Source organism: Oceanobacillus sp. CFH 90083 (assembly GCF_009389585.1).
Classification (GTDB): domain Bacteria; phylum Bacillota; class Bacilli; order Bacillales; family Amphibacillaceae; genus Oceanobacillus.
Genome location: NZ_VIYG01000006.1, coordinates 230,479 through 246,172 on the forward strand (window position 1 = coordinate 230,479; position 15,694 = coordinate 246,172).

General features: G+C 38.8%; 13 protein-coding genes and 1 other annotated feature. Of the genes, 12 read left to right on the forward strand and 1 reads right to left on the reverse strand.

Annotation, left to right across the window (positions count from 1 at the left end; all coding sequences use genetic code 11):
* The first annotated feature begins 56 nt into the window (after nt 1–56).
* From FLK20_RS11605 to FLK20_RS11620, 4 genes are all read left to right on the forward strand, one after another.
* Nucleotides 57–770: a DUF998 domain-containing protein gene (locus tag FLK20_RS11605; protein ID WP_227995000.1), complete on the forward strand. Its 714-nt coding sequence runs from the start codon at nt 57–59 to the stop codon at nt 768–770.
* A 242-nt stretch (nt 771–1,012) separates the two neighbouring features.
* Complete coding sequence (locus FLK20_RS11610; RefSeq protein ID WP_152656729.1) at nt 1,013–2,302, forward strand: MFS transporter; 1,290 nt, start codon at nt 1,013–1,015, stop codon at nt 2,300–2,302.
* A 280-nt stretch (nt 2,303–2,582) separates the two neighbouring features.
* Nucleotides 2,583–3,368, forward strand: coding sequence for an ABC transporter ATP-binding protein (locus tag FLK20_RS11615; RefSeq protein ID WP_152656730.1), 786 nt, complete (start codon nt 2,583–2,585; stop codon nt 3,366–3,368).
* Between the two features lie 101 nt (nt 3,369–3,469).
* A complete protein-coding gene (locus FLK20_RS11620; RefSeq protein WP_152656731.1) occupies nt 3,470–4,519 on the forward strand; it encodes a hypothetical protein in 1,050 nt (349 codons plus the stop codon).
* Nucleotides 4,520–4,677: 158 nt separating this feature from the next.
* On the opposite strand, the gene FLK20_RS11625 is transcribed toward FLK20_RS11620, so the two are convergent.
* Nucleotides 4,678–4,923, reverse strand: coding sequence for a phage holin (locus FLK20_RS11625; protein ID WP_152656732.1), 246 nt, complete (start codon nt 4,921–4,923; stop codon nt 4,678–4,680).
* Nucleotides 4,924–5,180: 257 nt separating this feature from the next.
* Here FLK20_RS11625 and FLK20_RS11630 point away from each other — a divergent pair, with 257 nt between their 5' ends.
* The 8 genes from FLK20_RS11630 (at nt 5,181) to FLK20_RS11665 (ending at nt 15,567) form a co-directional block, all read left to right on the forward strand.
* Nucleotides 5,181–5,978 (forward strand): lytic polysaccharide monooxygenase, encoded by a 798-nt coding sequence (locus tag FLK20_RS11630; RefSeq protein WP_152656733.1) that lies wholly within the window; start codon nt 5,181–5,183, stop codon nt 5,976–5,978.
* A 126-nt stretch (nt 5,979–6,104) separates the two neighbouring features.
* Nucleotides 6,105–6,319, forward strand: a binding site (T-box leader).
* A gap of 426 nt (nt 6,320–6,745) precedes the next feature.
* Nucleotides 6,746–8,668, forward strand: coding sequence for a threonine--tRNA ligase (gene thrS, locus FLK20_RS11635; RefSeq protein WP_152656734.1), 1,923 nt, complete (start codon nt 6,746–6,748; stop codon nt 8,666–8,668).
* 111 nt (nt 8,669–8,779) lie between these two features.
* Entirely contained in the window at nt 8,780–9,235 is a 456-nt protein-coding gene (locus FLK20_RS11640; protein WP_152656735.1) for a GNAT family N-acetyltransferase, read from the forward strand.
* 282 nt (nt 9,236–9,517) lie between these two features.
* The gene (locus FLK20_RS11645) at nt 9,518–10,243 is read left to right on the forward strand and encodes a GntR family transcriptional regulator (protein WP_152656736.1); all 726 of its coding nucleotides are present in this window, start codon (nt 9,518–9,520) and stop codon (nt 10,241–10,243) included.
* Nucleotides 10,244–10,305: 62 nt separating this feature from the next.
* A complete protein-coding gene (locus FLK20_RS11650) occupies nt 10,306–11,358 on the forward strand; it encodes a TRAP transporter substrate-binding protein (RefSeq protein ID WP_227995001.1) in 1,053 nt (350 codons plus the stop codon).
* Nucleotides 11,359–11,369: 11 nt separating this feature from the next.
* The gene (locus FLK20_RS11655; RefSeq protein WP_227995003.1) at nt 11,370–13,271 is read left to right on the forward strand and encodes a TRAP transporter large permease; all 1,902 of its coding nucleotides are present in this window, start codon (nt 11,370–11,372) and stop codon (nt 13,269–13,271) included.
* A gap of 31 nt (nt 13,272–13,302) precedes the next feature.
* Nucleotides 13,303–14,493 carry an iron-containing alcohol dehydrogenase gene (locus FLK20_RS11660; RefSeq protein ID WP_152656738.1) on the forward strand — a complete coding sequence of 397 codons (1,191 nt, stop codon included), beginning with the start codon at nt 13,303–13,305 and terminating at the stop codon, nt 14,491–14,493.
* 159 nt (nt 14,494–14,652) lie between these two features.
* Nucleotides 14,653–15,567 carry a selenium metabolism-associated LysR family transcriptional regulator gene (locus FLK20_RS11665; protein ID WP_152656739.1) on the forward strand — a complete coding sequence of 305 codons (915 nt, stop codon included), beginning with the start codon at nt 14,653–14,655 and terminating at the stop codon, nt 15,565–15,567.
* Nucleotides 15,568–15,694: the final 127 nt, after the last annotated feature.

Consider the following 15,694-nt stretch of genomic DNA (forward strand, 5'->3'; position numbering starts at 1 on the left):
ATAAGTGAACACAATTTTTACCGAATGATTCTGCACTGTAAAGAAGGTGGAATAAGATGAACTACGAATTTCATGCTGTATCCATGGCTATCGTCGCCTTCATAGCTATAGCAGCAATATTTTTATTACGTAAATCCAACAGACTATCTATTCGAATTGGTCTGATCAGCTGGATTGCTTTAAGCGCCTACTTTTTTATCGAAGCGATTGTTATTCGGGCGACCACTGCTCCCTATAGCTTTATGAATCAGCCAATGAGTGATCTCGGGATAACTACCTGTGGAACGGATACTTACGTACTTGCAAGTTACGCTATTTGTTCACCTTATCATTGGCTGATGAACTGGACATTTTTTTTAACAGGCCTGATTATCCTTCTTGGTGCTGTTTTCCTTTATCCTCTATGGCCAAAGGTTCGCTCTGCTAAAATAGCAAGTTTTTTCATTGGTATTTTTGGGGTGAGCTATGGCATCTCTGGAATCGTTCCGGCAGATATTAATTTTAATTGGCATACGTTAACTGCGCTTCCGGGAATGGTTGTGCAGATTCCGGCAATGATTTTAATCAGTATTGCTATTTATAAAAAGATGCCCTGTATCTTCTGGTGGACGATTATTTGTACGTCAGTCACTACAGCAGCTCTTATAGGTATTTTTCTGCAGTCTGTATTTACAGAGCTTCCCGGCGGATTGCTGCAGCGTATCCTGTATGCTTCGGTGTATATATGGCTGACTGGTACGGCTGTTGGTCTTTGGAGAAAACGTTTTTAATGTTATGGTAAATGATGTCGAATACAGGTATTCAAAATGGTTTCATATGAATAAGCCAACGTGCAAAAAACTCCTGCCGTATGGAGAGACCAGGCGTTTTTTGAAAGAATTGATTATATAATAATCTTCAAGGTGTCACTCAGCTCCCTTTTGAACACGCACTATAAATTATATTGAATCCACGGATGCTTAGTGCTATGATTTTTAAATAAAATAGTTGTTGATGGAGGGAAGAAAAGAGCTTGAGTAAACAGAATGAAAAAATAAAAGAATACATAGACTCACCTGAAAAACAGCAGCAGTTGTATAAACGGACATTGATTGTCGTTATTATTGCTCAAATTTTCGGAGGAGCCGGACTGGCTGTCGGTGTGACGGTTGGAGCTTTGTTAGCACAGGATTTGCTAGGCTCTGACAGTGCTGCTGGTTTGCCTTCCATGTTATTTACACTGGGAGCTGCCGGAGCTGCATTTCTGGTCGGAAGGGCATCACAACGTTATGGCCGGAGATTTGGGCTGACTGCCGGATTCTTAGGAGGAGCACTTGGAGCTGTTGGTGTTATCATCGCAGCAGTTTCGGAAAATATTATCCTGTTATTCTTTACTTTATTAATCTATGGAGCAGGTTCAGCAACAAATTTACAAGCGCGTTATGCAGGGACAGACTTGGCAAGTTCCAATCAGCGTGCAAAAGCGGTTAGTGTAGCGATGGTCTCAAGTACGCTGGGAGCAGTAGCTGGCCCTAATTTAGTCAGTGTGATGGGAAGTTTTGCTGAGTCTATCGGAATACCAGCTCTTGCCGGACCATTTATATTAGCAGCAGCGGCATATTTTCTTGCCGGTCTGATCTTCTTTATACTGCTACGACCAGATCCGTTTATGGTGGCAAAGGAAATCAAACTGGCAGAGGATTTAATCAGGAATCATTCGGAAGGAAATGAGGAGACATCCTTAGAAAAAGATAAAAAAGGAATTTTTGCAGGCGGCTTTGTGATGATTATCAGCCAGTTTACCATGGTTTCTATCATGACTATGACACCCGTACATATGGGGCATCACGGTCATGGATTAGGTGATGTTGGGTTTGTCATCGGACTGCATGTTGGGGCTATGTATCTTCCATCCTTAATTACAGGCTATCTTGTTGATAAGGCTGGACGAATGAATATGGCATATGCTTCCGGTGTAACACTTATGCTTGCCGGGATAGCAGCAGCTTTTGGACCGGCGGAATCGACAATGGCTCATGTGATTTCTTTAGTCCTGCTTGGGCTCGGCTGGAATTTTGGGCTGATTAGCGGAACAGCAATGCTGGTAGATGCAACTCCCGCAAATACACGTGCTAAAACACAAGGATCTGTGGATGTCTGGATCTCTCTTGCCGGTGCAATTGGCGGCGGGGCGTCTGGAGTAATTGTTGCCAAAGCTGGTTATATGACGTTAACATTGACTGGAGCATTGCTTGCTGTAAGCATTATTCCTGTTGTTATTTTAACAGCAGGTTATTTAAAAGGCTGGCGCTGGAATCATTAAAGAGGATGTTCAAAGCCTCCCAATGATAAGCAGCGAAGTAATGACCTTCTGCTGCGAGGGTCCAGGTCATGTGGGCAACGTGGAAGTCACCACATTCTGTTCTTGTGGAAGCTTGACGTGTTTTTTCGATGGGATTAGGCTGTGACTACTCATCCCATCAAAAACAGTTAGCCCTTTTTGAATACGGGTCTAAATGCATTTTACTAGAAATGAAGCGTGTAATATAGTATTCTAGCATGATAATTCACAGACTTTTCAATCAGATAGAGGGGATCTAGAAATGGAGAATATTGTTTATTTTAATCAAGTAACATGGCGCAGAAATAATCAGGAAATTTTAAAAGGAATTAATTGGCAAATTAGAGAAGGGGAGCAGTGGGCTATTTTAGGTTTAAATGGCTCAGGAAAAACCTCTCTCTTAAATATTATAACTGGCTATAACTATCCGACGTCTGGAAAAATGACGGTGCTGGATCAGCTTTTTGGAAGAACGGATTTATTCGAATTGCGAAAGTCAATTGGCTATGTCAGCAGTGCGCTGGAACGGTTTCAGGAAACCATCCAGCTGGAACCGGTCGAAAATGTGATTGTCAGCGGAAAATTTGCTTCCTTTGGCATCTATGAAGAGGTGACAGCAGAGGATTGGCAGCAGGCAGACCAGATTCTTTCCGACCTGCGGCTGTCATATTTAAAAGGAAAAAAATATCAAGTACTTTCTCAAGGAGAGAAGAGAAGGGTTCTTATTGGTCGTGCGCTGATGAGCAGGCCGGAGATTTTGATTTTGGATGAACCCTGCTCTGGTTTAGATATTTTATCGCGTGAAGAAGTGCTGGAATTAATGGATGATTTAAAAAAGAATACGCATTTGCTTTATGTCACACATCATATTGAAGAAATTACTGAAGCAATTTCTCATGTTGCATTAGTTCGTGATGGTGAATTAGTTGCGACAGGAAAAAAGCGGGATGTTTTAACAGATGCTTTATTAAGTGACACATTTAAGATTCCTGTGCAAGTACATTGGGATGCAGACAGACCCTGGTTAACCATTGAAAAACGGAAATAGCTGAGAACAAAATGTAATCGACACTCCCATTGATAGATGTTTCTAATTTTAGGAAAAAGGTGTATGATGAAAGAAAAAGTATATGAATGGGGGAAGGTTAATTGAAAAGCAGATTTTTTATGGCTATTTTCATAGCTATGGCGCTATTATTGGCAGCATGCAGTAAGGATGATGATGGTCAAAAGCCGGCGCCGGAACCGGAAGAACAAACAGAGGAAATTCCTGAATTAGGGGAAGAAGAAGCAGTAGAGATATTACAAGTCTATGAAGAAACATTCCGGAATATTATTGAAAATGCGGAGGAAGATGGAGAGTTAACAGATTTTCATTCTTGGGAAGAGCTTCATCAGGAATTTTTAACAATTATGTCAGAAGCATTAGCAGAGGACATAGAAGATACGTATTTTGAAGAAAATGAAGAAGGATCTATCTACATAGCAACTCCAGAGGAGCCAGTCTGGTTTGATGAAGAAGAAACATATGCGTTTGAAAAAGTGGAAAATAATTTATATAAACTGGAGCAAGAGCAGACAGATCAGATGCTTATCGTTACTTACACGATTTTCTGGGATGAAGAGAAGTGGATTGTCGCAAATGTGGAACTGGAAGACCTTGCAGCGGAGGAAAGTAATGCGCTAAATGCCGAAGCGGATACCAACACCGATCAGACGGAGCAGGAAAATAATCCGGATACAGAAACGACAGCAGAAACTGATGAGACAATGGATGAACATCTTTCTGATGATACGGATGCTAACACAGCAGAGGAAGATGTCCAGGCGAATGACAGTGAAGGAAATGACCCGAATCAGAGTGGTACAAATTCAAACAATAATGGCACATCGAATGGTACGGATGCAGATTCTTCGGAGGAGAGCCAGAATTTGGAATCCGTAGAGAATGAAGGAGAGAATTCAGAAGAAGCGTCATCCATAGATGAATCAACAGCTGAAAATTTGGTTAAAGCACATTTGAATATTATAGATGATAATAGCTTACAAGCTGTTGCCAGTCATCAGGATGAAGATGGGAACTTTGTTGTTCAGGTATTTGAACTTGTGGATCAGGAAGATGATATAGCACATACAGCTACTTATGGCTGGTATACGGTAGATAAAGATACGGGCGAAGTGAAAGAGACACAATTTTAAATGGGAAAAAATAAGTATAAAACTGGCGGAATGCTCTTATTAAAAGAAGTATTCCGCCAGTTTTTTGTTATAAAATAGCGTCCGGTAAAGAAATGAGCCGGCTAAGAATGCAACGTTACCGAGGCTGTCATGTTGTTAGTCTGTAAGGGTGTTTTATACTACCGTTTAAGCTTTTCCATCAAATGGTCTGCTTCCTTTGCATGGGGTGTATAGCTGTTATTTTTCCAATGATTCCAGATTTCTGATACCAATAGAGCGATAAGAGATAATACGGATACAAGTTCTTCATTTGACAGAGGAATAAGCCTGTAGCCGAAAAGCATGGCGGCAGTATTAACAAAAACGATAATTAGAACAGCCAGCCGTACCCATTTGTTATTAATTTTTGCTAAGTTTTCGCTCATGAAAGTAGCCCCCTTTTTATAGCTTATGGGCTTGGGCAGATAATTATGAGAGAGGAAATAATCTAATATAAAGTTATAATGTTACATTAATATTAAAAATGTTACATTTGTATTAAACATTATAATCTATGTTGGCGCTTTCAACTTTTGGTGATAGTATAAATCTAAGATGGTCGTAAATGAAGGATATAATGATTTTCACCTGTGAGAATACCTCTCTCATTTATAACTGTCTAAACAAATAAAGGAGGAGTTTTATGCAAAGGTTATTTCAGGGCAAGTCATTGAAGTATCTAGGAACATCTATTGTTTCACTCGTCTTTTTAATGTTTATTGGGTTAGAAACAGCAGCTGCACACGGATATATTGAGCAGCCAAAATCAAGAGGATTATTGTGTAATGAGCAAGTCAATACAGGTTGTGGAGGCGTTCAATGGGAACCGCAAAGCCTTGAAGGGCCAAAAGGATTTCCAGGGGTAAGTATTCCGGATGGAGAAATTGCTTCCGCTGGAGGCGTTTTTCCACAATTGGATGAACAGACGGCAGATCGATGGGCAAAGGTGAATTTGAATTCTGGAGTAAATTCATTTACCTGGCATTTAACAGCTAAGCATGCAACAACGAAATGGCATTATTATATTACAAAGCCTGATTGGAATCCCAATCAGCCATTAACAAGAGATCAATTTGAACTGGTTCCATTCTATGAAGTATATGATGGAGGAGCAAGACCTGGCGAAAAAGTAACGCATCAAGTAACAATTCCGGAACGGACAGGCTACCATGTCATTTTAGGAGTCTGGGATGTGGATGATACGGCGAATGCTTTCTATAACGTCATTGATGCTAACTTTGGCGGTACAGGAACAAATCCAGATCCAGACCCGGCTCCTGAAGAACCAAATCCAGAAGTTCCTAATTATCCAGCATGGGATGCTAGTTTGATTTATCTTGGAGGAGACAAAGTTACGTACAATGGCAAGGTCTATCAAGCAAAATGGTGGACAACAGGAGAGACACCAGGAAGTGCTGGTGTCTGGCAGTTGATAGAATGAGCGAATCGAAATTCTCAAGAGATTCAAACAGTTTCATAAGGTAGATATATTTATATATTTACCAAAATAAAAAAAGAATGTTGCATAAATGTAAAAATTTTAGTATGATACTCTATAATTTATTAATGAAAAGCAATGAAGAGGACACGAATTACTTGGAAGGCTTAAAGAGAGGAGAGCAGAAGCTGAGAGCTCTCTAGCCAGGAAGGGTAATTTACCGCCTCTGAGCTGCGTCAGGGGAGCAACTGACGTCGTAAAATGCAACGTTACTGCAAAATGAAGCCGTCAATGTTTGACGGGAATTTGGGTGGAACCGCGGAGATAACACATTCGCCCCTTCTTAGGAAGGGGAGGATGTGTTTTTTTAATACGATAAAAAATGATTAGACAAGAAAAAGCGATGAAGAGGATATGAATTATCTGAAAGGTTTAAAGAGAGGAGAGCAGAAGGTGGGAGCTCTCTAACCAAGCAGGATCATTTACCACCTCCAGAGTGCGTCAGGGTAGCAACTGACGCCGTAGAATGCAACGTTACTGCAAAATGAAGCTGTCAATGTTTGACGGGAATTTGGGTGGAACCACGGAAAAGCATATTCGTCCCTTTGTAATAGAAGGAGGAGTATGCTTTTTTCTTTGTACCACTTTAAGGTTTTGATGGGGAGAGTAATCGCAGCCCCAGTCCCAACTAAGGCAATCCTGGCAATCCTGCGCCTTTCGGACTTGGCTTGCCAAGTTTTCTTTAAAAATTTAGAAGGAGTGTTTAGAAAATGAATAATAAAGTAAAAATTGTATTTCCAGATGGCAGAGAGAAAAAGGTCGAAAAGGGTATTTCATTAAAAGAAATTGCAGAACAAATATCAGTGAGTTTGGCAAAGAAAGCTGTTGCAGGAAAAGTGAACGGCAAGCTGGTGGATGTAAGTTATTCTATTTCAGAAGAGAGTGCGATTGAACTCTTGACACTAGATTCGGAAGAAGGGCTCGGTGTTATGCGTCATACTGCTGCACATATTTTAGCACAGGCAGTGGAGCGTCTTTTTGGGAAAGGGAGTGTTCAGTTTGGTGTTGGTCCTGTTATCGAACATGGCTTCTATTATGATATGAAATGTCAGGTATCGATAAATCAGGCCGATTTACTGGAAATCGAAAAAGAGATGCAAAAGATTATTCAGGAAAATATTTCGATTCGTTCTTATGAGCTTTCGTTAGAAGAAGCGGAATTGTACTTTAAAAGTCAGAATCAGCCTTATAAGCTAGAGCTGCTAAAGCGTATTCCGGTAGATGAAGGCATCACAATCTATGAGCAGGGAGATTTCGCTGATTTATGCCGGGGGCCTCATTTACCATCTACTGGCTATGTAAAAGCATTTCGCCTTACAAAACTGGCCGGAGCATATTGGCGTGGTGACAGTAATAATGAAATGCTCCAGCGTATTTATGGCATTGCATTTGCAAAGAAAAAAGATTTAGAAGCGCATTTGCGCTTCTTAGAAGAAGCTGAAAAAAGGGATCATCGTAAATTAGGGAAACAGCTGGAACTATTTATGTTTTCTGAGGAAGCGCCGGGTATGCCATTTTATTTACCTGATGGTCAAATTATCCGTCAGGAGCTTGAACAGTTTTCCAGAGAAGCACAGCTAAAAGCAGGGTATCAGGAAGTACGTACGCCGCTTTTAATGAATCAGCAGCTTTGGGAGGAATCCGGTCATTGGGATCACTATCATGAGAACATGTATTTTTCCGAAGTAGACCATACAAACTTTGCTCTGAAACCGATGAATTGTCCGGGACACATGTTAATTTATAAACAAAAGCTGCGCTCTTATCGTGATTTGCCGATAAGACTGGCTGAATTCGGGCAAGTACACCGTCATGAATACAGTGGAGCTTTAAATGGATTACTTCGGGTCCGCACTTTTTGTCAGGATGATGCCCATATTTTTGTAAGGGAGGACCAGATTGAGGCGGAAATGGAAAAAGCGATTCATTTAATTGATGAGATATATGGAGTGTTTGGTTTTTCTTATACTATTGAATTATCCACTCGGCCGGACAACTCAATGGGAGATGATGCAGCCTGGGAAATGTCAGAGCAAGCTTTAGCAAATGTTTTAGAGCGTGTAGATCTGCCTTATCAGGTAAATGAGGGGGATGGTGCATTTTATGGACCGAAAATTGATTTTCATATCAAAGATGCTCTAGGACGCAGTCATCAATGTGCAACATTGCAGCTGGATTTTCAAATGCCGGAGAAATTTGATTTAACTTATGTCAATGCTGATAATGCAAAGGAACGTCCAGTTGTTATCCATCGGGCTATATATGGGTCCATTGATCGCTTTTTGGGCATTCTGGTAGAACATTTTGCAGGTGCTTTTCCTGTTTGGCTGGCTCCTGTTCAAGCTATTATTCTGCCGGTTTCCTCCGTGCATCAGCCTTATGCTGATCGATTAAGGAAAACTTTTAAAGCAGCAGGTATCCGTATTGAAATAGATGACCGGGAAGAGAAGCTTGGATGGAAGCTCAGAGAAGCGCAGATAAAGAAAATACCTTATATATTTGTTGCTGGTGATACGGAGGAAGAACAACAAGCGATAAATGTCAGGAAATATGGGGAGAAACAGAGTAACAGCTTATCTGTTATGGATGTATTAAAAAATGTGGAGAAGGAAATTTTAGAAAAGCACGTATAATTTTACGAAATGAGGAATTTCCTGTCGGATATCTTTGTATAATTACTATTCATTCTCTCTCCTTTCGTATAAAATGGAAGTATCATCTAAAGCTGAAGGGGATGAGTGAGGATGACCATTACATTTAAGAAAATTGACAGCTCGAACTATAAAAAATGCTCGCTATTAAAAGTGAATGATAATCAAAAAGATTTTGTAGCTCCTAATTGGTATTCTATTTTAGAAGCGGTTTATGAAGGGGAAGAGAAACATCCATATGCCATTTATCATGAAGAGGAAATGGTCGGGTTTTTAATGTATTCTTATTATCCGGCAGATGAAGAATATCATAAAGATTCATGGTGGATGGAACGATTTATGGTTGCCAAAGACTTTCAAGGTAAGGGATATGGAAAAGCATCATTAAAGAAATTTATAGAAGACTTTCAAAGCGATTATCCAGAAGAAGAATTACGAACATCTGCTGTGAAGGATAATCATGTTGCTATCACATTGTATGAGCATAGCGGCTTTCAACGGACAGGTGAATTTGTTGAAGGAGAGGCAGTACTGTTGTTAGGTAGTTAGAAGTGTCCCAAATATTAGTAAAGGGCCGATGATTAATTTAAAATCATTGGCCTTTTCGTAATTGGAGAATTTCCTTCCTTTCAGAAAAATTCTTATTAAAGAGATTCATAAATCCTCCGTTCTTAATACTTTTCCAGGAATTAATAAAAATTATTGATAAACCTAATAAAATTTTATAATAATGTAATTTTTCTTAAAATATTGATTTGTTGTTAAATTAATGTTTTAATTTTTAATAGCGATAACTGGTAGTAACGTCACAACCAAAGAGGTGCAAAGCAGATGATTGATGAAACATTATATATTCCACTACACGTTCAACTTAGTAAAAGTTTAGAAGAAAAAATAAAAGCACAGGAGTATATTGAAAGAATTCCAAGCGAACGAGAATTGATGGATATTTATTCGGTAAGCAGAACTACGGTAAGAGAAGCAGTAACAAAGCTTGTAAATGATGGATTGTTAATTAAAGTGCATGGAAAAGGAACTTATGTAAATAAGAAGCCGCCGATTCAAGAGTGGTTATCTTCATTAAATAGTTTTACAGAAACAGTAACAAGAATGGGGTTGATACCTGGCAGCAAACTATTAACTTCTAAAAAGTTAGCAGCGGATAAACATGGAATAGATGTGTTTAAAGAAGATGTATTTATGATAGAAAGACTTCGTTACGCAAGTGATAAACCTGTTGCAATTGAACAGCATTATTATCCAATTTCAATCGGAGAACGTTTATCTGAATTTAATCTTGATAAAGAAACCATATATGATTTATTAGAAAACGAGTTAGGTATTGTTCTGGATGAAGCAGAACAGTATATAACAACAGCTATAATTGAGGATCACTTAGCGCAATATCTAGAAATACCTTATGGCTCAAATGTATTACTTGCAGAGAGGACAATAGTTGATGGTAAAGGGAATGTCATTGAGTATTATATTGGGCAATACCGTCCTGATATGTACACCTTCCGAATAAAAACCAAAAGAAATATCAATAAAAAATAATTGATAGTGCCAATTAATTTTTATGAACTCCTAAATGTAAACGCTATCAAATGGAGGTTGTTATGAAAAAGCTATTTCTACCGATCCTCGCTGTTTTCGTATTTTTTTTAATGGTTTTTTTAGGTGATGAAAGGTTAGCCAGACTTTCCGGGTCGACAGAACTAGATGTTATTACACTTAGAGCTGCTCAGTCAAAGGCATGGAATCACCCCGTTTCACAGGGGATTGATAAGTTTGCAGAATTGGTAGAGGAAAAATCCGATGGAGAAATAATTATTGAAACATATCATGATGGATTGATTGGAGATGACCGGGAAGTTATTGAAAGCGCTCAAAGAGGAAGTATTGCTTTTGCCAGCTCATCTACACCGAATATGACCAGTTTTACAAATTACTTTACGGCTTGGGACCTGCCTTACATTTTTGAAAATAAAGAGGAAGTATATAAAGCAATTGATGGAGAGCCTGGAGATATCGTTCGTGAAGAGATGGAAAAGTCAGGATTTAAAGTTGTTTTCTTTCCAGACTATGGTTTTCGGCAAATTGTCAATAACAATAGAGCTATTGAGAAGCCATCAGATCTTAACGGGATGAAAATCAGAACAACCAATTCAAGAATAGAACAAGCAGACTTTGCAGCCTTTGGTGCAAACCCGACTCCGGTTGCCTGGTCTGAAGTTTTTACAGCATTGCAGCAAGGGACAGTAGATGGAGAGGGAAATACGTATTCTCTCCTTTGGGATTCAAAGCATCAGGAAGTTCTCTCCTATGCAGCAGAAGTAAATTATAACTACAGTTCAGATATTCTTGTTATGAATAAAGAACTTTACGAAGAGCTTGAACCGTACCAGCAGGAAATTATTATGGAGGCTGGTCAGGAAGCAATGGAGTGGCAAAGAGTCGTTGCAACAGAAAGAGATGAGGAGGCAAAGCAGCAATTTATTGATTACGGGATTGAAGTATATGAACCTACAGAAGAAGAATATCTGGAATGGAAGCAGGCGACAGAAATAGTCTGGGATCAATACGTCAGGGAAGGATACGCTGAGCCGGATTATGTTGACATTATCTTAGAAACCTTAGGAAAGACAAGAGAAAGTATTTTTGAACAATAGGGGTGAGATAAGTGGAAGCAGCTTTAGACAGTAAAGTAAATAATCATTCCAATAAACCGCCAAATTTCTGGTTGAAGGGTCTTTCCGTACTTGATCGCAGATTTGAAGAAATACTTATTGTTTCTGGATTTTTGATGTTTATTATTCTAATCAATCTTCAGGTAATTAACCGCTATTTACTTCCGTTTTTAGATATTGGAAATATGACTACATGGACGGAGGAACTTTCGAGATATTTATTTATATTCGTCTCTTTTTTAGGAGCCAGTCTGGCAATACGAAAAAGAGAATCTATCCAAGTCAGTATATTAACGGATAAACTGCCTGTAAGCATTCAAAAAGGCCTTCTGCTATCAAACACACTATTTATGTTTTACTTTAGCTATATGATGGTAGTTAATGGTTTTGAGCTTATATCCTTTCAGATTGATACGCATCAAACAACACCAGCCTTGTCGATACCGATGGCAGTTCCTTACAGTGCCGTACCGATTGGATTTGCATTAATTATGATTCGTTTAATTCAGATGTTTATGAAAGATACCAAAGAAATATCTATGAAAGAAGGGTTATTAGGAATTGCTTTTGCTATTGTAATGATTCTTCCCGTTGCTTTTTTAGGTGAGGCGGCAATTGCACTTGTCTTATTTGGTTACTTTGTTCTATTTATTCTAATCGGGATGCAAATTGCATTTGCGCTGGGAGCGAGCACGTTAGCAACCGTTCTGGCTACCGATGCAATCCCGGTTGATTTCTTTCCACAAACAGCATTTACAAGTATTGATAACTTCCCCATTATGGCAGTCCCATTTTTTATTGCAGCAGGGATTATTATGGGCGGAGGAGCGATTATCAAACGATTATTATATTTATCAGATGAATTGATAGGATTTTTGCCTGGCGGATTAGCGTTAGTAGCAATCATTACTTCGATGTTTTTTGCCGCAATAAGCGGTTCAGGACCAGCTACAGTGGCTGCTATCGGGACCTTGCTTATACCAGCGATGATTAAACAAGGATATAATCCAGGCTTTGCCACTGGAGTTGTGGCGACAGCTGGAACAATTGGGGTCATTATTCCACCGAGTAACCCTTTGGTTATTTATGGAGTAGTATCACAGGAGTCTATCTCTCAATTATTTCTTGCCGGTATTCTCCCAGGTGTTTCTACTGGTATCGTTTTATTAATCGTAACTTTTATTATTTCCAAGAAAAATGGCTGGCGGGGTGAGCGAACATCATTTAATCTCAAGAATTCTGCAAAGGCTGCTTGGGATGCCAAACTTGCCTTATTAGTCCCGGTTATCATTTTAGGGGGGATTTATGGCGGATTTATGACCCCTACTGAAGCTGCAGCAGTAGCTGCTGCTTACGGTATTATCGTCGGTATGTTTGTATATAAGGATCTTGGCTTAAAAGGTGTTTATCAAAGCCTTGTTAAAGCAGGGGTTACTTCTTCTGTGATTATAATGTTAATGATTATGGCGAGCATATTTGGCCGGTTAATCACATTGGAAAAGGTGGCAGAATTTGTAGCAGAATTTGTCTTGTCATTAAGTGATAATAAATTCGTTATTCTTTTACTCTTAAACCTATTTTTATTACTTATCGGTTTAGTTTTGGAGGCATTGGCTGCCATTGTGATACTGACGCCGATATTATTACCGATGGCAGTAGCAATCGGTCTTGACCCAGTTCATTTCGGGCTTATTATGATTTTTAACTTAGCTATCGGGTTTATTACCCCTCCAGTCGGAGTAAATTTATTTGTAGCAGCAAGTACTGCAAAAATAAAAATAGAAGAAATTATCAAAGGAAATAAGTACTTACTCTTAACGATGATTGCTCTTCTTCTGCTATTTTCATACATTCCGGCGATTAGTATGTGGCTGCCGGAATTAATAAGGAACTAGATAATAAAAGCTATATTAGGGAGGAACTTTTATGTATATGACATATCAGCCGAAACAAATCACAATAGGTGAAAACAGTCTGGGGAGTTTGGGAGGAAGCGCAAAAAAACTCAAGACTACAGATTTGTTGGTTGTAATCGATCAATTTTTAACAACAGAGCCATTAAATTATGATGAAAAGGTCAATCAAATTTTAAAACAGGAAAATATTGATGTTACCTTCTTTTCCGACTATCAAGGAGAACCGACTACGGACCATTTAGAGGCAGCTTTAACCATTGCGAAAGAACAAGGGGTTAATGGAGTAGCTGCAATTGGAGGAGGAAGCGCTATTGACATCGCTAAAGCAACAGCTCTCTTTTATAGGAATCCTCAAATGGAATGGGATGCAATAACAGATCAGAACAGCTTGGAAAGATTGCCTTTAATTGCGATCCCGACTACTGCGGGAACAGGTTCTGAAGCAACAAAGGTTATGGTTATCACAGATACGGAAAAGGGCATTAAAATGAATCCGGGGCATCCCGATTTAATTCCTGATATAGCCATACTTGACCCTGCTTTAACAAGCAGTCTGCCAAAAAATTTTACAGCATATACAGGGATTGATGCCTTAACGCATGCGATTGAAGCCTTTGTATCAACAAAAGCCAATATAGCAACGGATCAATATGCTTTAACAGCGATTCAAATTGCAGGGAGATCTTTACCAATTGTATATAACAACGGAATGAATATGGCAGCAAGAGAAGAAATGCTACTGGCCAGTACGTATGCGGGAATTGCATTTTCTAATGCTTCTACAAATTTAGCTCATGCTGCCGGAAGAGCCTTAGGAGCCAGATTCCATATTCCACATGGATTAAGTGTAGCAGTGTTATTGCCATTAGTTATGCGTTTCGGATTGCAGGCAGCTCCCGAAAGATATGCGCAAATTGCTGTTGCTTTAGGGGAAGATGCAACTAAAGACATAAATGAACTGGCAGAGCAATCCATACAGGCTATTGAAAAATACTGCGATGATTTTCAAATATGGAAGGATGTGTTGAACTATATTGATCTTCAGGATTTAGAACGTAATATTGATTTACTTGCAAAGGATGCTTTGGATGGAAATGGCATTTTAACGAATCGTATTGTTCCCTCAAGTTCTGATATAAAAAAACTATTTTTAGATTTAGTTGGTAAATTATCTAAGGTGAAAGGGGTTAATCAAGTATAAGTATACAAATGTTAATCAAGCAATTCATTCTGGAGAGCGATAGAGAAAAGATATTTAAATTATAAATGCTTATTTCTTAACTGGTCGTAATGTCAGTATATCTATCAAAAATATAAGTTCCTGACATGTATAACGAATGATTGATGGGATGGGAAAAATATGAACTATGAAAAATTAAAAACCTTTATAGTCGTTGCTGAAAAGAAAAGTTTTTCTGAAGCTGCAAAGCTATTATTTGTCACCCAGCCTACCATTACAGCACAGATTAAAGCTTTAGAAGAGGAATTGAGCACGAAATTATTTGAACGGACCACCAAAAAAGTGAACTTAACTCAATCGGGAATAACCTTGATGAATCATGCAAAGGAAATTGTCCGATTAAATGATACCGCACGAAAAGAGATCCTGGAAATAGAGAATACAGTCCATGGGGAATTAAGTATTGGTTGCAGTTTTACTATAGGCGAGTATATTATGCCTGAGTTTCTAAAGAAATTTAAAGATATGTATCCACTTATTCAAATAAGAGTAGACATTACAAATTCTAATAATATTATTTCTGATATTAAAGATCAGCGTGTAGATGTTGGTTTGATTGAAACGCCAATTGATGATGCGGAAATAGTTGTTGAGCCCTTTTTAGAAGATGAGTTGATTCTTATTGCTTCTCCGCTATCTTTTTCATCAGAAGACCTTGTCATTTCAGTAGATGAATTGAAAGCATTGCCGTTGATCGTAAGAGAAAGGGGATCAGGTACAAGAGCGGTAGTGAATCAATATTTAAATCAATCTGGTGTGAAGGAGGAAGATTTGAACATTGTAATGGAGTTAGGCAGTACAGAAGCAATTAAAGCAGCAGTAGAAGCAGAATTGGGTATATCTATTACTTCCAAAAGTGCAATAAAAAAGGAACAGAAACTGAATTTACTAACAGCATATAAAGTCAAGGATGTCTCCTTCTATCGATTTTTTTATACTGCTTATGGGAAAAACCATGTTTTGAAAGCTACAGCTGAGTTATTTATAGAAGAGCTATATAAAATGACCAAAAAAAGGGGAGAACTTGCTTTATAGTGCGTGTTCAAAAAGATCGGTAAAAAGGACCAGTCGGTTAAGAACGCGACGTCCCGGTTCCATCGGAAAAATGACGTCAACGCAGCAATTCGCCGTGTCATTTATAGTGGACTTTTTGAAAATCCTT